Annotated in this window: 15 protein-coding genes and 1 pseudogene; 8 read left to right on the top strand and 8 right to left on the bottom strand. The window is 64.1% G+C overall.

The genetic code is table 11. From position 1 onward, the window contains the following. The first annotated feature begins 98 nt into the window (after positions 1–98). The 3 genes from QP997_RS00280 to QP997_RS00270 are packed head-to-tail and all read left to right on the top strand — an operon-like array spanning position 99 to position 2,953. Positions 99–584 (top strand): FxsA family protein, encoded by a 486-nt coding sequence (locus QP997_RS00280; RefSeq protein WP_284845863.1) that lies wholly within the window; start codon positions 99–101, stop codon positions 582–584. Beyond that, complete coding sequence (gene lnt / locus QP997_RS00275; RefSeq protein ID WP_502870408.1) at positions 581–2,143, top strand: apolipoprotein N-acyltransferase; 1,563 nt, start codon at positions 581–583, stop codon at positions 2,141–2,143. Before QP997_RS00280 ends, lnt begins: the two co-directional genes overlap by 4 nt. Before the next feature lie 12 nt (positions 2,144–2,155). Next, positions 2,156–2,953 (top strand): polyprenol monophosphomannose synthase, encoded by a 798-nt coding sequence (locus QP997_RS00270; RefSeq protein ID WP_070759112.1) that lies wholly within the window; start codon positions 2,156–2,158, stop codon positions 2,951–2,953. 79 nt (positions 2,954–3,032) lie between these two features. On the opposite strand, the gene QP997_RS00265 is transcribed toward QP997_RS00270, so the two are convergent. Next, on the bottom strand, positions 3,033–3,401 hold the full coding sequence (locus tag QP997_RS00265) for an RNA polymerase-binding protein RbpA (RefSeq protein ID WP_168167047.1): 369 nt from the start codon (positions 3,399–3,401) through the stop codon (positions 3,033–3,035). Positions 3,402–3,516: 115 nt separating this feature from the next. Here QP997_RS00265 and QP997_RS00260 point away from each other — a divergent pair, with 115 nt between their 5' ends. The 4 genes from QP997_RS00260 to mgtE are packed head-to-tail and all read left to right on the top strand — an operon-like array spanning position 3,517 to position 6,261. Beyond that, positions 3,517–3,900: a hypothetical protein gene (locus QP997_RS00260; RefSeq protein ID WP_070759114.1), complete on the top strand. Its 384-nt coding sequence runs from the start codon at positions 3,517–3,519 to the stop codon at positions 3,898–3,900. Between the two features lie 47 nt (positions 3,901–3,947). Continuing rightward, positions 3,948–4,643, top strand: a complete 696-nt coding sequence (locus QP997_RS00255) for a YceI family protein (protein WP_070759115.1) — start codon at positions 3,948–3,950, stop codon at positions 4,641–4,643. 54 nt (positions 4,644–4,697) lie between these two features. Beyond that, complete coding sequence (locus QP997_RS00250; RefSeq protein ID WP_070759116.1) at positions 4,698–4,877, top strand: hypothetical protein; 180 nt, start codon at positions 4,698–4,700, stop codon at positions 4,875–4,877. A 1-nt stretch (position 4,878) separates the two neighbouring features. Next, positions 4,879–6,261, top strand: a complete 1,383-nt coding sequence (gene mgtE, locus QP997_RS00245) for a magnesium transporter (protein ID WP_284845861.1) — start codon at positions 4,879–4,881, stop codon at positions 6,259–6,261. Positions 6,262–6,294: 33 nt separating this feature from the next. Here the strand turns inward: mgtE and QP997_RS00240 are convergent, their stop codons facing one another. The 7 genes and pseudogenes from QP997_RS00240 to QP997_RS00210 all read right to left on the bottom strand — a co-directional run bounded on the left by QP997_RS00240 (position 6,295) and on the right by QP997_RS00210 (position 14,974). Next, positions 6,295–6,984, bottom strand: coding sequence for a potassium channel family protein (locus QP997_RS00240; RefSeq protein ID WP_262369151.1), 690 nt, complete (start codon positions 6,982–6,984; stop codon positions 6,295–6,297). After that, a complete protein-coding gene (locus QP997_RS00235) occupies positions 6,977–8,338 on the bottom strand; it encodes a TrkH family potassium uptake protein (RefSeq protein ID WP_284845860.1) in 1,362 nt (453 codons plus the stop codon). The genes QP997_RS00240 and QP997_RS00235 overlap by 8 nt, the downstream gene beginning before the upstream one ends. Before the next feature lie 225 nt (positions 8,339–8,563). Then, positions 8,564–9,982, bottom strand: coding sequence for a YkvI family membrane protein (locus tag QP997_RS00230; protein WP_284757404.1), 1,419 nt, complete (start codon positions 9,980–9,982; stop codon positions 8,564–8,566). A 122-nt stretch (positions 9,983–10,104) separates the two neighbouring features. Beyond that, complete coding sequence (locus tag QP997_RS00225; RefSeq protein ID WP_284845859.1) at positions 10,105–10,656, bottom strand: amidase family protein; 552 nt, start codon at positions 10,654–10,656, stop codon at positions 10,105–10,107. A 151-nt stretch (positions 10,657–10,807) separates the two neighbouring features. After that, positions 10,808–11,494, bottom strand: a pseudogene (locus QP997_RS00220) (amidase family protein); the annotation flags it as partial. Between the two features lie 120 nt (positions 11,495–11,614). After that, positions 11,615–13,321: an FAD-binding dehydrogenase gene (locus tag QP997_RS00215; protein WP_284845858.1), complete on the bottom strand. Its 1,707-nt coding sequence runs from the start codon at positions 13,319–13,321 to the stop codon at positions 11,615–11,617. 150 nt (positions 13,322–13,471) lie between these two features. After that, positions 13,472–14,974 (bottom strand): class I SAM-dependent methyltransferase, encoded by a 1,503-nt coding sequence (locus QP997_RS00210; RefSeq protein ID WP_284845857.1) that lies wholly within the window; start codon positions 14,972–14,974, stop codon positions 13,472–13,474. Between the two features lie 146 nt (positions 14,975–15,120). Between QP997_RS00210 and QP997_RS00205 the strand changes: the two genes are divergently transcribed. Then, on the top strand, positions 15,121–16,551 hold the full coding sequence (locus QP997_RS00205; protein ID WP_012360311.1) for an NAD(P)/FAD-dependent oxidoreductase: 1,431 nt from the start codon (positions 15,121–15,123) through the stop codon (positions 16,549–16,551). The last annotated feature ends 18 nt before the right edge of the window (positions 16,552–16,569 follow it).

Genomic DNA, 16,569 nt, shown 5'->3' with positions numbered 1-16,569 from the left:
GACTACGATGGAATCTCTAACACCGCTGCAGCGTTAGTGCTATCAGGTACCGCATGCCGCTGGTGCGCTGATTGTCTTTAGGAGGACACGGAAAACTTATGCGCAGGAGCTTCTTCCTCTACGTGGTCGTGGAGCTGTTGGCCTTTATTCTGCTGGGCAAGTGGCTCGGCTTCGGCTGGACGATCCTGCTGTACCTGGGGCTGTTCATCCTCGGTGTCGCGATCGCCGCCTGGCAGATGCGCGCGCTGACGGTGCGCGTGCTGCGGAGTCGCAGGTCGCCAGGAAAGCTGACCGGTGACGCAGCGCTGTCTGCATTCGGCGCCCTACTGGTAGCCTTGCCGGGCGTGGTGACGGGGGTCGTGGGCATTCTGTTCATGCTGCCGCCGACCCGCTCGATCGCTCGACGTTCCATGGGAACCGCTCTGCGAGCGAAGGTCACCCGCCTGGGAGGAGCGTCCTTCATCATGTCCTCTCGCGCCAGCGACCCGCAGGTGCGCAACATTCCAGGCTGGGGCGAGGTCATCGACCACCGCAGCGAGGAGTTCGGGGACGAGGGTCCTGCCGGGACCGATAACGCCCGATGAAGCAGTGGCTCGCTAACCTTCCCTCACCGTGGCGGGTGGTGGGAGCCCTTTTTGCGGGCTTCATGGTCTTCGCCTCCTATGAGCCCACCGGGCTGTGGTGGGCAGCCCCCTTGGGCTACGCGCTCTTCTTCGCCGTTATCACGCAACGGCACGCAGTCTCGCTCGCCTTCCTCAACTCGCTGGCTACCTATGGCTTTCTGCTGCCCTGGATCGGGGAGTTCGTCGGCGCCTCGGCGTGGATCGCGCTCGCCATCGTGCAGGCGCTCTACGCCTTGCTTTTTGGCCTCGGAGCCCGCTGGTTGCTGCGCTGGGGCAACGGAACCTGGAACTGGCGCAGTATCATGTGCGCGGCGGCGTTCTTCGTCGCCGTCGAGGGGTTCCGTTCCCACTGGCCGTTCGGGGGCTTCGGTTGGGGTCGGCTGGCGTGGGGCCAGGTTTCCGGGCCGCTGGCCGCCGATATCCGCCTTGGTGGCTCCGCGTTCGTGAGTTTCCTGGTCGTCTTGCTCGGCGGATTGATCTACTTGGCAGCCCGTCCGCCGTATAAGAGCCGGGCTGCGGTCGCCCCGAAGGTCCGCCTGCAGTACGCGGGAGTGGTGGCTGTCGTGCTGCTGGCCTCCGTCATCTACGGCTCGAGTTTTAGCCAGGATCCCACCGCGGGTCAGGTCAACGTCGCCGCAATCCAGGGCAACGTCCCCCGAGCTGGCTTGGACTTCGCGGCCCAGCGCCGCGCCGTGCTGAACAACCACGTGCAGCGCACCCACGAGCTCGCAGACTCGGTCGCGACCGGCGAGGCACCGCAGCCTGACGTGGTGATCTGGCCGGAGAACTCCTCCGATGTGAACCCGTTTAAGGACCCGGATGCCCACGCCGCCATCGATTCGGCGGTCACGGCAGTCAACGCTCCGGTGATGGTGGGCACCGTCATCGGAAATGAAAACACGATGCTCACCTGGGGCCCGGCCACCAGCAGCGAGCCGGGGCCGGGGGAGAAGCACGTAAAGAAGTTCCTCCAGCCCTTCGGCGAGTACATGCCCTTTCGAGAGGTTCTCAAGCACGTCAACGAAAACGTCGAGCGAGCGGGCAACTTCGTCCCTGGCGACGGGCCCGGCGTGGTGCGGATGCCCGCTGCACGCGGGGACGTCGAGGTGGGGGTGTCCACCTGCTACGAGATCTCTTTCGACGCCAGTGCCCGCGACGCGGTGCGTCATGGTGCGCAGTTCCTGGCTAGCCCAACGAATAACGCCACCTTCGGCTTCACGGACATGAGCTACCAGCAGCTCGCGATGAGCCGGATGCGGGCGATCGAGACGGACCGGGCGGTCGTGGTTGCTGCGACCTCCGGGGTCTCGGCGATCGTCATGCCGGATGGGGAAGTGGTGGCCCAGAGTCGGCTGTTCCGCCCGGATATCCTGCAGGCCGATATTCCGCTGCGCGATGGCATCACGCCGTCCGTAAAGGTGGGGCCCTGGGTGGAGCTCGGGCTGGCTGCGGCGGGTGTTTTGGGGATAATCGGGGCCTTCCTCGCGTCTCGGCCCACACGGCGCAAGAAAAGCAGATAAACTAATCACATTATGAAGAAGCTCAGCGATAAGACTCTCGTCATCATCCCGACTTTCAACGAGCGCGATAACCTCCCGATCATCACGCGCCGCCTGTTGGAGGCCGAGCCGGAGCGCGTGAACGTTCTCGTCGTCGACGACAACTCGCCGGACGGCACCGGAGATCTGGCGGATCAGATGTCCAAGGACGATTCCCGCATCCACGTACTGCACCGCGAGGGCAAGGGCGGCCTCGGCGGGGCTTACCTGGCCGGTTTCAAGTGGGGCATCGAGAACGGCTATGAGGTTCTCTGCGAGATGGACGCCGACGGGTCCCACGCCCCGGAGCAGCTCCACCTGCTGCTGGACAAGATCGACGACGGCGCGGAGCTCGTCCTGGGCTCGCGCTACGTCAAGGGTGGCAAGACCGTGAACTGGCCGGCCGACCGCAAGTTCCTCTCCCGTGGCGGCAACATCTACGCCTCCATGGCGCTGGGCGCTGGCCTGTCCGATATCACCGGCGGTTACCGCGCCTTCCAGCGCGACCTGCTGGAGCGCATGGATCTCGACGCCGTGGACTCCGCGGGTTATGTCTTCCAGGTGGACATGGCGTGGCGTGCTGTCAACGAGGGCGCCGACGTTCGTGAGGTTCCGATCACCTTCACCGAGCGCGAGATCGGCGAGTCCAAGATGAGCAGCCGCATCATTGGCGAGGCGATGGCTCAGGTGACCCGTTGGGGCTTCCGCCACCGCATGTACCAGGTCCGCCAGCTCATGCGCGAGGGTGCACGCATCGGCGCCGGCACCGTGGAGCGCGCGCTGCAGAGCTAATCGGATAGCGCAACGCTAAAGGCCTGGTCACGTTCATAACGTGGCCAGGCCTTTGTTCGTGCGGAGGCGAGGGGAGGGCTTAAGCCTTCTCCTGCTCCTTGAGCAGCTTCATCGCCTCGCGGCGGCGCTTACGCAGCATCTCGATACGCTCCTCCAGCAGCTCGTCGAGCTCCTCCAGGGAGCGGCGCTCGAGAAGCATGTCCCAGTGCGTACGTGGTGGCTTCGCAGGCTTGGATTCGATGCCCTCGCCCTCCACGAGGGTGCCCATCTGGCCGTTCTTGCACAGCCAGTCCTGCGGGATCTCGGCGTCGTCAGCGAACGGGACCTCAAAAATTTCGCCGTCCTCAGTCTGGTACTTCACCATCTGACGTGGCGCGAGATCGTGGTCCCGGTCGGTTTCATACGACACGGCACCCATGCGACTGCCTCGCAGTACGCGGTCTGCCATTAGTTCCTCACTTCCGAAGTTCGCTAGCGGCGCCTCCAGGGCGCCATCAATGTAGATAACGCACCGGGTGCGAGTTTTGTTCCCAGATTCCCCGAAAGGGTTAGGATCTTTAGCCATGAGCACCCCCACCTCGCGCGAAGACTTCCCCCACACGCCGGGGTTCTGCGCATGGTGCGGGGAGGAAATGCCCGGCCAGCAGCGGGGGAGGCCACGTAAATTCTGCAGCCGGTCCTGCCGCCAACGGGCCTACGAGCAGCGCGCGAGCCAACCGGCGGCGGACGCACCCGCGCCCACGGGCACCCGGCCGGGGACTCCAGGGGACACCGGGGATGAGTTGGGGGATCAGCTCTTCGAACTCCGCTGCGCAGCGGAGGATCTCGTCACCGCGATGGACGAGCGCGCAGAACCCGCCGAACTGCGCGGCATGGCTACGGACCTGGTGCGGCTGGCGCACCGCGCGGAGCAGCTGAACCACCCCCAACCCCCGGGACGCGCTTAAGCCGCACCTTTTCCTAATCTTCCCTGCTTAGCACTAGGCTGGGTGCCATGCGCAAGGGAATTATCACTCTGGGTGTTATCGGTATTATCGCGGCATTCCTGTTCGGCGTTGGGCCGATCGCGTATCAGCTGCTCACTGATCGGGGTTTGCAGACCGCCGATCTCGTCGAGGGCGGACCCGAGCCAACAACGTCAGCGGACGGCCACTGGGTGATCGTCCCTGGTGCCGGTGCCAACCACACCCAGGCTGGTTATACCTTCCGTGAGATCCTGCCAGGGCAGGAGAAGACCACCTCCGGACGTGCGGATAACAGCACGGAGGAGAACATCAAGGGCGACCTGCAGGTCTCGGACGGCACCCTCACGGAGGGCCTGGTCGAGGTCCGCGTCGCGGGGATCTCCTCGGATGTGGAGAAGCGCGACATCAACGTCCGCCGCTCGATCCTGCACACGGAGGACTACCCGAAGGCGAAGTTCAGCATCACCGAGCCGGTGGATCTGAGTGGTATTCCGGAGGACGGCTCCGTCGGTGAGGTCGACGTCACGGGAGAGCTCACCCTCCGCGGCGAGTCGAATAAGGTCAGTGCGCCGCTGAAGGTGCTGCGCACGGGGGACAAGGTTGTCGTCCAGGGCAAGGTGCCGTTCAAACGTTCGGATTTCAACATCAAGACCCCAGAGTTCGTCGCGGCCAAGATCGCTGACGAAGGAACGATCGACCTGCTTCTCGTGTTCGAGAAGCCTTAAAGCCCACGCGCCCGACGTACGCGAGAATGATCGCGGTCAATTTTAGGAGCACCATTGAATACCCAATTTCTCCTGTGGTCCCGGGTTATCCGGCTTGTGGTGCTGCTCGCGCTCGGCGGGTGGCTCGTGAGTAATGGCACTGGCCTTGACTACTTCTTTGCCGCGATCTGCGCCGCGCTGATCGCACTGACCTGTTATCAACTGTGGTCGAGCATCCAGAAGGGAAGCCACTGATATGGCATCAAACGCACGTTTCCTCGAAGACCTGCTGGATGATAAGGACCTCGACGCGGTAAGCCGGTGGCTCGCCGATCGCTCGTCCGTCGTAGTGGCGGAGGAGCTCGGACGAATCTCCGGGGCGGAGCAGGCGGTGGCCTTCCGGTTGCTGCCCAAGGATCGTGCCCTGGATGTCTTCGAGTACCTGGATCCGGTGCACCAGGCTGAGCTTCTGGAGGCGCTGCGAGACGACCACGTCACGGAGATCTTCGCGAGTCTGGCCCCGGATGACCAGGCGTCGCTGCTGGATGAGATGCCGGCGAAGGTCGCCTCGCGCCTGCTGCAGGGGCTGCCGTATTCCCAGCGTCGTGTGACCAGCGGACTGCTGGGCTATCCATCCGAGTCAGCAGGCCGTCTGATGGTGCCCACGCCAACGGTGCTGACTCCGGACGCCACCCGGGAGGAGTCCCTCGAGAAGCTGCAGTCGCGCGCTCAGCGCTACGCCTCTGGCCCGCATCACTCGATCGCGCTGGCCACCGTGGCGGTGACCGATGAGTCGCGCAAGCTGCTGGGCATGGTGGAGCTCGCGGACCTGGTCACTGCGCCCGAGGGCACGCTGGTCGGGGAGTTGCTCGAAGAGGAGCAGCACAGTGTCTCTGCCTACGACGACCAGGAGCACGCCGCTCGCCTGATCCAGGAGGCTGACCTTCTCGCGCTGCCCGTCGTCGACGACGAGGACCGCATTCTGGGCGTCATCACGGTCGATGACGCTATGGAGGTCCTCGAGGCCGAGGTGACGGAGGACGCCTACCGCGCCGGTGGTGCCGAGCCGCTGAACGAGCCTTATCTGACGGCGACGGTGATGACGCTCGCGAAGAAGCGCGGCGTCTGGCTGATCGTCCTGATCCTGGCCGCGTTCCTCACGATCAACGTGATGCAGTACTTCGAGGATGTGCTCGAGGCCGTGGTGGTGCTGAGCATCTTCGTGCCGATGTTGATCGGTACGGGCGGTAACGCGGGCTCGCAGGCGGCGTCCTCCGTGGTGCGTGCGCTCGCGGTCAACGAGGTGAGGCCCCGGGACGTGTTGCGGGTCATCGGCCGTGAGGTTCGGGTGGGCTTCCTGCTGGGAGTGTTCCTGGGGACGGTGATCTTCCCGATTCTGGCTTTCCTGTACTATCCGCAGGTCGCGTTCACTATTTCGTTGACGATCGTGGCGATCTGTACCTGGGCCTGCATCGTTGGTGGCGTGCTACCGCTGGTCGCGAAGAAGCTGGGCGTGGACCCGGCAGTATTCTCGACGCCCGTGGTGTCCACGTTGGTGGACGCCACCGGCCTGATCATTTACTTCAGCATCGCCGGTGTGATCATGGCTGATCAGATCCGCCAGGCGACGGGTGGCTAGCACCGAGGTTGGGGCTAGCGCCGGGGCTGGGAACTAACGCCGGCCGAACCTCTCCAGGTCGGCGGGCGCGCCGGCGAGGATGACGTCGTCGTCGGGGGAGAGCTGGTGGTCAGCAAAGGGTGGTGCCCACTGGTTGCCGCTGTGCACGGCCACCAGCTGGACGCGGTGCTTCGCCCACAGGCTGTGCCGGTTGAGGGAGTGGTTCACCAGCTCCTTGGGAGCTCTTAGGGTGATCATCGCGTAGCCCTGATCGAAGACGGTGTAGTCCTGGAAACGGCCGCTGAGCAGGTGTGCAACGCGGCGTCCGGTGTCCCGTTCGGGACGGACGACGTGGTTCACACCAACGCGGGTGAGGATGCGGGCGTGGGCATCGGAGTCCGCCTTGGCCCAAATGTCCTTGACCCCAAGTTCCACGAGGTTGGATGCGGTCAGGATCGAGGCTTCGAGGCTACTGCCGATGCCGATGACGACCTGCTGGAAATCCTTCACTCCGAGCTGCTTGAGCGCCTCGGGGTCGGTGGCGTCAGCGATGAATGAGTCGGTGAGGTGGGGGTCACTGTCGTGCAGTAGCTTCTCCTCGACGTCGATGCCGAGGACGTCGACGCCGTGGCTGTGGAGCTCCTCGGCCATGGCGGAACCGAACCGGCCGAGCCCGATGATCGCGACCGGTGGCAAATCGATGGGGCGGGCGCTGGGGAGGAGCTTGTCGAGTGGGTTAACCAATGTAGGGCCTTTCTGCAGGATAGGAGTAGTGCTTGCTCGGGGTAGTGGTGGCGAGCGCTGCGACGAGGGTGATGGGTCCGACGCGGCCCATGAACATGAGGACGCAGAGGAGGATCTGCGAGGCACCGCTGAGGTCAGCGGTGACGCCGGTGGAGAGGCCGACGGTGGCGAAGGCGGAGATGACCTCGAAATGGATTTGGTCGGCGCTGAACTGAGGGTTGAAGGTACGGAGGCACGCGATAACGAATGTTATGACACCTACTGCCACAGCACCGACAGTGAGAGCCTGGCGGATCACGGTGTGATCAACGCGACGACCGCCGATGACAGTGTCTTTTTCACCCCTAATTTCTGCCACGATCGCCGCGAGCACCACGAAGAGCGTGGTGATCTTCAAGCCACCTGCGGTACCGCCGGATCCGCCTCCAATGAACATCAGAATGTCGGTACCCATCAGGGCATTGGGCGACATCTCGCCAAAGTCCACGGACTGGAAACCAGCGGTACGGGTCGTAATGGACTGAAACACTGCCGCCAGGGCAGCATCCCCGCTGCTCAGCCCGGCGAATGCATGATTACGCTCGAGCGCCCAGAACATCGCGAAGCCACCGATGAGGAGCACCGCGGTGCCGTTGAGAGTGATCCGAGCGGTCATAGACAGCCGCGGTGGTTTCCTCCGCTGCCTGCGCAGGCGCACCCGCGCGATGAGCTCGTCGAGCACAGGAAAGCCGAGCCCGCCGAAGACAATCGCCAGGCCGATCGGCAGGACGATCCATGCATCGCCGACGTAGGGAATGAGGCTACCGGCGTTCAACCCGAAACCGGCGTTATTGAAGGCAGAGATGGAGTGGAAAATACCGATCCATGCAGCGGAGCCGAGGCTATCGACATAGCCGCCCATAAACATTCGTATCGTGAGGACGCCCGCAACAAGCAGTTCGCAGATCACTGTGAGAAGGATGGCGCCGATAATGGTGGATTTCACGCTGCCAACGGTGAGCGTGCGCCGCTCCGCGACGGTATAAAGCTTAGTTTTCAGTCCTAGCCTGCCACTGAGGATGAGCCCAGCTAGAGACGTCAAGGACATGATCCCGAAGCCACCGATTTGAATGAGGACCAGAATGACGACCTGCCCGGCGGCAGTAAAACCCGTGCCGGTGTCACGAACACCCAGCCCGGTCAGCGTCACCGCGGACGTCGCTGTGAAGAAGGCCTCGAGCGGCGAGACTGAGTCGCCGTCGGGCGCGGAGAACGGCATGAGAAGCAATAACGTGCCAAGCGCAATGAGCCCCAAGAACCCGACGGACACGAGGCGCGCCGGATTCTGCGTCAGGGACGCGAATAAGCGATTCACCAGAATAATCCTAGACCTGTAGTGACGCGCACACTAGAGTTTTCTGATCGATCCAGAGGCGCAGGGCTACGGGGATCATCGCCAGCTCCACTAGCAAACAGCCTGGCCGTTATTGTCCGATAATATACATTATGACACTTTGCATTTATGGGGCACTGGCCTGCGCCAAGCCCCTCCGGCCCCGCGGCTAATGCAGCGGGCGCCGTCAGTCCTCCCCTAGGAACTCTAAGAGTCCTTGGACTCCTTCAAGTCGGAATCCTCGCCGGGCTCCCAATCAACCTCAAGCTCATCCATGAGCTCCTGGGTCGAGTTTTCGACCTCCGTCGTCGAGCCCTTCTTATCGTCGGCGGAACTCTCGGAAGCCTCTGACGCCTCGGCGGCATCGTCGTCAGCCGAGTCCTCGGAATCATCCTCCTCAACGTCTGGCTGGGACTCGCGGGTCAACGCCTCGGCGAGCTCGTAGTTGCCCACGTTGGACTTCTCCACGATCTTCTTGAGCTCGCGGCTCTCCGAGTCGCTCAGCTCTTCCTCCCCCTCGTGGAACTTATTCACCAGCTCGGTGGCGCGCTCGCGGTACTTAGCCTCGCGCTGGATGCGCACGCGAGACTTGATCCACCAGGCGACGAGCACTGCGATCGTCAGTAGCCCCACCCAGCCGATGATCGGATAGACATTGGCCATCAGCGCTTCGAAGCCGAAGAAGCTCACGCCGAAGCCCACCAGGCAGACACCCAGGAACACCGGACGGTACTTATCGCGGTGATTGGCCGTCAGGCGGCGCCCCAGCGCGTAGAACATGCCGATGCAGGTGTTGTAGATCATGATGAAGATGATCACGACCATCACATAGGACAGCGGATGGTTGATGTGATCGATCATGCTCAGCATCGGCACGCTCGAATCCCCGACAACGTCGAAGTTTGCGAGCAGGACGAAGGTCGCCATCATCAGCATCGTCAGGTAGATGAGGCCACCCATGAGGCCACCCACACCCGCTTCGCGTGGCTTCGTATTGGCGCCACCGATCACCAGGGCCATGGACAGCCCCAGCAGCAGCGCAAGCCCGGTGTAGTTCAGGGCAGAAAGCCACCACGGGCTGATTGGCGATTCGGCCCCCTGAGCCAACTGCCCCATCGCTGCCATGTCATCCGGCAGGTTGAACAGCGTGTAGCCGAACGCGAAAATCACCGCGACGATGATCAGCGGCGTCACCGTCGAAATGATGCTGGAGACCCGGTCGACGTCCATCAGCCCGGTGATCATCACCAGGATCAGCATGATCAGGGAGCCGACCCAGGCGGGCCAGCCGAACTGCTGCTCCAGGTTGGACCCGGCTCCCGCGAGCATCACGAACCCCACGGCAAACAGCGTGAAGGTCACGCCGAAGTCCAGGAACCTGGAGACGATCGGGTGGGACATGTTCCGGAACACCATGCGGTGCTCTTGCGCCAGGAAGTAGCTGCCGAGCTGCAGGATCACTGCCCCGGCGATGGTCATCAGGACTCCGGCGAGCAGCGCGCCCCACAGCGCGGAAAGCCCAAAAGAGCCGAAATATTGAATGACCTCTTGACCAGTCGCGAAACCCGCGCCAACCAGGAGGCCCACAAAGGATAATGCAATTTTAAAAGTGTTTTTTAACGACACTAACGAGAGCCTCTTTCGTAAATATCACAAATACGAACGCTCTCCAGTATTACTTAATATTCCCTTATTCTCATACTGCGAAACTGTGTTCGCAGACACAAATCTCCCCCGCAGCCCCTGGGTCATGCCAGTTCGCGGGCAAGGTCCAGGAGCTTTTTCTCGGCGCCGACATCTCCCACCATTTGCACGCTGGTCGGAAGCCCGTCGCTACCCTGCCCCATTGGCACGGCTAGCGCCGGCTGACCCGCGACATTCCACATGGCGGTGTAGGCGATCGAAGGCATGCTCAGCAGGGAGGCACGAATGGCCCCCTTCCCCACCAGCAGGTCAGCGCGGCGTGGCCGGTCGGCCACGGTCGGCGTGAGGATCGCATCAATACCCTCGCGGGCCATGATGTCCGAGACCTTGCGCCCAATGGTGGCTGCCCTCCTCTCCGCCCAGGAGACCATCTTCGGCCTCATGAGCGCGCCCACCAGCTTCGTCAGTCGGTGGCGCTTTTCGATGCGCTCGGGCTTTTCCAGCAGTCCGATTTCGCTCCGGATTCCGGCGAACATGAGGATCAGGAACGGCAGCGTGGGATCCGGCAGCCGAGCAGACAGCGGCCGAACCTCCACCCCCTGCGCCTCGAGCTGCGCGGCGGCACGCTTTCGCGCCTCGCGATTGGCCGTGGCCACCGGGATGAACGGCGTGCTCGAGCGGTCCAGCCACGCAACCCGCCAGGACCTCTCCCCTTCGTGTCCACCCGGTCCGAGTGGAGCATCCGAGTGGAGCAGGATCGTCGTCCTGCAAGACGGACATCATCAGCTCGATGTCCTCCACCGTGCGCGCCATCGGCCCGGAGGTCCCCAGGGATTTCCAGAGGTCGGCATAAGGGGCGGTGGGCAGCACTCCCCGACCCGGTTTGAGCCCCACGAGCCCGCACATCGCAGCCGGGATCCGAACTGAGCCACCGCCGTCGCCGCCCATCGCCATCGGCACCATTCCCGCAGCCACCGCTGCTGCAGAGCCGCCGGAGGACCCACCCGGTGTTCGGGACAGGTCGATGGGATTGCGGGTCACCCCGTAACCCTGCGAGGAGGTCAGCGGGTAGGCGCCGAACTCCGGCATGTGAGTCTTGCCGATGATGATCGCCCCCGCGGCGCGGAGCCGGGCGACGACCGCGGAGTCTGCGGTCTTCGGCGTGTGGTTCGCGCGGGTGCCGAAGCTCGTCACCGCACCCGCGACATCGTGTTCCTCCTTAATAGCAATGGGAACTCCGTGGAGGGCGCCACGCTCCGAGGGATCAAGCTGGTCGAGCGATGCCGCATCCCGCAGGGCAGCTTCCGCGAAGACCTGGCTGAAGGCGTTAATGAAGCCGTCCCGCTCCTTGATGCGGTCGAGGGCGGCGCGCACCCCCTCAACCGCCGAACGCTCCGCTACCCGGCCACGCCACTGGTGCACGTCGAGCTCGTGCCACGGGGTATCCCCCGTGTCTTCGCGCCGGATGCTGGCGTTGTGTCCCTGAGGTGACATCTTCATCAACCGCTTTCTTCCGAGCTATCTCCATCGCCGGGCCCCCGGGCTACAGCGGGGCACAGCGCTTGCCCGGTCGCCACACCCGCGTGTGAGCCCATATACCCCAAGTGGGTCGCGCTACGCCCCGGCGCCCGCCTTAGGCAGCGTGTACCTCAACTGCTCGCCAACCCGCTTCCCCGAGTGGATGCAGCCACCGAGGAAGGTTCCCTCCAGCGCGTTCTGGCCGTGCATACCGCCACCACCGAAGCCGGCAACCTCGCCCACCGCGTAGAGGCCCGGCAGGACCTCCCCGTCGTTGGTGAGGCAACGCCCCGCCAGGTCGGTCTCGATCCCGCCCAGGGTCTTTCGGGTCAGCACACTCAGACGCACAGCGATCAACGGCCCGTGCTTCGGGTCCATCAACTCGTGTGGTGCGGCACAGCGCACCACCTTGTCGCCCAAGTACTGGCGGGCGGTGCGGATGTAGTTGATCTGATAGTCCTTGGAGAACTTATTCTCGATCTGGCTATCCCGATCCTCGATCTGGCGGCGCAGCTCGGCCTCGTCGACCTGTGGCTTATCCGGCCCGACCAGCTCGTTCATCTTCTTGACCAGGCTGCTGAGGTCGTCCGCGATCACCCAGTCCTCGCCATGGTCCATGAAGGCCTGCACGGCGACCTGCATGCCGGAGCCGAGCTTGGAGAGCAACTTCTTCACGCTCTTATCCGTGAGGTCCGGGTTCTGCTCGGAGCCGGAGAAGATGAACTCCTTGGCGGCGATGGTCTTGTTCAGGATGAACCAGCTGTACCCCATCCCGGTGCGCCCAATATGGCTCAGTGCCGCGAGGTTATCGCCGCCCGGAATGAGGGTGCTGGGCAGCCGCTGCCCCGCAGCGTCCAGCCACATCGCGCTGGGACCTGGGATGATTCGGATGCCGTGGCCTGGCCAGATGGAGTTCCAGTTGTGCATGCCCTCCGGGTAGTGCCAGGTCCGGTCGGTGTTCACGAGGTTCGCGCCCGCAGTTTCGGAGATGCCGATCATGCGGCCGTCGACGTGGGCCGGCACGCCGGTGACCATGTCCTCCGGGGCGGGTCCCCAGCGGTCCGTCGGCCAGCGCTTGCGCACCAGGTCGAGGTTTCCGCCAATTCCGCCCGAGGCGACGACGGTGCCCGCCGCCCGGAACTCGAACTCACCCACCGCTGTTCGGGAGGACGCCTCGCCGCGCGGGAGGTCCGTGGCTTCCAGGACCGTGCCACGCACGCCCTCGATCCGGGTGCGCCCGTCGGCCCCGGATCCCGTGATCAGCTCGTCGACGCGGTGACGGAACTCGAAGCGGATGCGACCCTCCTGTTCCAGCTTCTCGACCTGCTCGCGGAAGACGCGGACGACCTCCGGGCCCGTTCCCCAGGTCAGGTGGAAACGCGGCACGCTGTTGCCGTGCCCGGAGGCGTCGCCGGAGCCGCGCTCGGCCCAGCCGACGGTGGGCAGCACGTTGAGCCCCAGGTTCTTGAGGTAGCTGCGCTTCTCATTGGCGGCGAAGCGGACGTACTCCCGGCCCCAGGCCTTCGGCCAGCGGTCGTTCGGGGTGTCTTCGAATTGCGCGGAGTTCTCCCAGTCCCGCCAGGCGAGGTCTTCGCTGTCCTTGACCCCCATGAGCCGCTGCTCTAGGCTGTCGACGTAGAACAGGCCACCGAGGGACCAGAACGCCTGTCCGCCGAGGTTATTACGGTTTTCCTGGTCCAGAATGAGGACGTTCAACCCGCTCGTTGCGGCCTCGTATGCGGTGACGAGGCCTGCCAGGCCTGCTCCGACGACGATGACGTCCGGATTCCACTGCGTGCTCAAACTGTCCTCCCCTTGTCTACGGGCATCTGCCTCGGCTCCACGGGATCGTGGGGCGCGAATATAGATGGTTAGTTTAGGCAAAGGACATTGCTGTGTGCGTGAATTGCGAAATTTCCATCAACCCCTCGCACGACCGACCCCCGCCTCACGCTAATGGCGGTGGCGAATAACGAACTGCATGCAGTCGATGTCGCCGGCGTCCACGAGCGCCTCGTGCAACGCGAGCTGGAAGTCCCAGAGGCGGCGATAGATCGCGTCGAAGCCCGCGGCAGCAGCCTGTCGCTCGCGGGAAGCGAAGTGGGCACGCCACATCGGCAGGGTCGCCGCGAGGTGCGGCCCCAGGTGATTTTCGGCGACGACGTCCAGCCCGGCGGCGAAGATGTGCTGGCGGATCAGTGCCGCCGGCGAGTATTCCAGCGCGGGCCAGATGTAGCCACGCACCACGTCGAGGGATTCCCGCGCGGTATCGCGCATCTGCGGGGTGGCGACCAGGGTCTGCACCACGGCCACGCCCCCGTCCGCGAGGAGCCTATCCACGGCCCGGAAGAAGTGCCCAAGGCCACCTCGCCCCAGGGTTTCCAGCCGCTCGGTGGAGAAGATGGCGTCATATTCGCCTGCCCACTGCCGTGGCGAGGGCACTGGACCGCTGATCAGCTCCACCCGCACGCCACCGGCCACGCCGGCTTGACGCACGCGGGAGCGAACCACCTCGGCGTGCTCCTCATCGGAGGTCAGCACGCTCACCGACGCGCCACGCTGGGCAGCGAGGATCGCCAGCTGCCCGCCGGAACTCGAGAGCTCGAGGACGCGGTCACCCGGGCCAACATTCGCCTCGTCCAGCATCAGGTTGATGCGGCGCAGCTGCCCGGAGTTGAGGTCCTGGCGCTGCACGTCGGCGGGCTCGAGGTACCAGGTTTCATCGAGGCTGACGGGCTCCTCCGGCCTGCTGAGGCGGCGGCGCACGCCGCTGGTCAGGCCCGCCACACCGCGGGGGGCGGGTTTCTCCTCATCGTCCACCAGGGTCTCTCCGGTCCTGCGGTCAACCTGAACGGTTTCCGTGGTGCGGGCGGCCGAGGCAAACAGCGCGGTGGCGGTGGCACGGGTGGCTCCCGCGTACAGCTCCACGAGACCATCGGGCAGCTCGCCGGCGCGCACCGAACCAAAATCGTGGCGCGGCTTTCGTGGGCTGATCCCAGCCAGCAAGGTATTCATCGGCGCTTCGAGGGGCTGGCGAAGGAGAACTTCCAGCACCTTGACCAGGGGCTCGGCCCGCCACTCCCCGATCAGGTAGCTTTCCGCAAGCCCCAGCCAGCCTTGGGCAACCACCCGGTCGAGCATGAGCCCGTCTCGCACCTCGAGGTAGGTCTCGTCCTTGGAGTCGAAGGAGACACCCTCATCGTCCAATAGCTCTTCCAACCGCTCGCGAAAGGCCTCGGATCGCTTGCCGAGGAACCGGCCGCGGGGCAGCTCAGCGAGGTGCGGCCACCGCTCGGGGTCGATATAGGGGTCGAGAGAGAAACGTTCCACGGGAACTATCAGACACTCCTCTCCCGGTGCTCGCGGGGCCGACTCGGCCATTCGCGGTGAAGTTATCCCTAAAGTTAGCCGATATTGCGCCCCAAACGGGGTATTAACACTCAGGAAGCAACCCACATCAGGTGGATCCCGGAAGTGCTTTAGAAGGCCTTAAGCATTAGGATTGTTGAAGCACGTTTCGTGAGGATCTCACAGGGTCCGTATATCAGCGAGAACTTGAATACAAAAACCAAAAATATTGTGCTGAGGAGCATTAGTTTCTTATGACCACCAACTCCCTTGGTCCAGCAGGTAAGCGCCACCACGTCGTCATCATCGGCGGCGGTTTCGGCGGTCTGTTCGCGGCAAAGAAGTTCAAGGGCAAGGACATCGCGGTCACCATCATCGACCGCACCAACCACCACCTGTTCCAGCCACTGCTGTACCAGGTCGCGACCGGTATCCTGTCTGAAGGTGAGATCGCACCTTCCATCCGCCAGCTGATGGCTGACGACGAGAACATCCGCGTGATCAAGGGCGAGGTCCGCAACATCGACATCGACGGCCAGAACGTCACCGCGGACCTGGGCGGCAAGGAAGCTGTCATCGAGTACGACTCCCTGATCCTCGCTGCGGGCGCTGCACAGTCCTACTTCGGTAATGACCACTTCGCCGAGTTCGCGCCGGGCATGAAGTCCGTCGACGACGCGCTGGAGATCCGTGCCCGCGTCACCGGCGCCTTCGAGCGCGCCGAGATCACCACTGACCCGGAGGAGCGCCGCCGCCTGCTGAACTTCGTCGTCGTCGGCGCGGGCCCGACCGGCGTGGAGCTGGCTGGTCAGCTGGCTGAGATGGCGCACCGCACCCTCGCCAAGGAGTTCCGCGAGGTTGACACCAACGACGCCCGCATCATCCTCATCGACGGTGGCCCGCAGGTTCTGCCTCCGTTCGGCAAGCGCCTGGGCCGCAAGGCTCGCCGCAAGCTTGAGGATCTTGGCGTCGAGGTCGTCCTGAACTCCCTGGTCACCAACGTGGACCGTGAGGGCGTGACCTACAAGAACATGAAGACGGGCGAGGAGTCCTCGATCCCGAGCTACGCCAAGATCTGGTCCGCCGGTGTGGCCGCTTCCCCGCTGGGCAAGCACGTCGCCGACCAGGCTGGTGTGGAGTCCGACCGCGCGGGTCGCGTCATGGTCAACGAGGACCTGACCCTGGGTGAGCACAAGAACGTCTTCCTCATCGGCGACATGATCAACCTCAACGGCCTGCCGGGCGTGGCGCAGGTCGCTATGCAGGGTGGTCAGTACGCTGCGAAGACCATCATCGACGAGATCGAGAATGGCACCAGCCCGGAGGCTCGCGCTCCGTTCGACTACTTCGACAAGGGCTCGATGGCGATCGTCTCCCGCTTCAACGCTGTGGTGAAGATCAACAAGGCCGAGGTCTCGGGCTTCATCGGTTGGCTGATGTGGCTGGCCCTGCACCTGCTGTACCTGGTCGGCTTCCGCAACCGCGCGATCGCCGCGTTCAGCTGGGGCCTGAACTCCGTGTCCCGTCGCCGCTGGCAGCTGGTTGCTACCCGTCAGCAGCTGCACGCCCGCAACGCGCTGAACAAGCTGCGCAAGCTGGAGGACGAGAAGGGCATCCGCTCCCTCGAGGTGCGCGATAACCTCAAGTTCGGCGAGGGACGCGACACCCCGGCTGACGCCGACTAGTTCCCGCGCTGGCGCCCG

It is taken from the genome of Corynebacterium sp. MSK039, assembly GCF_030232315.1.
Classification (GTDB): Bacteria; Actinomycetota; Actinomycetes; order Mycobacteriales; family Mycobacteriaceae; genus Corynebacterium.
This window is presented reverse-complemented; position numbering and strand designations above follow the sequence as displayed.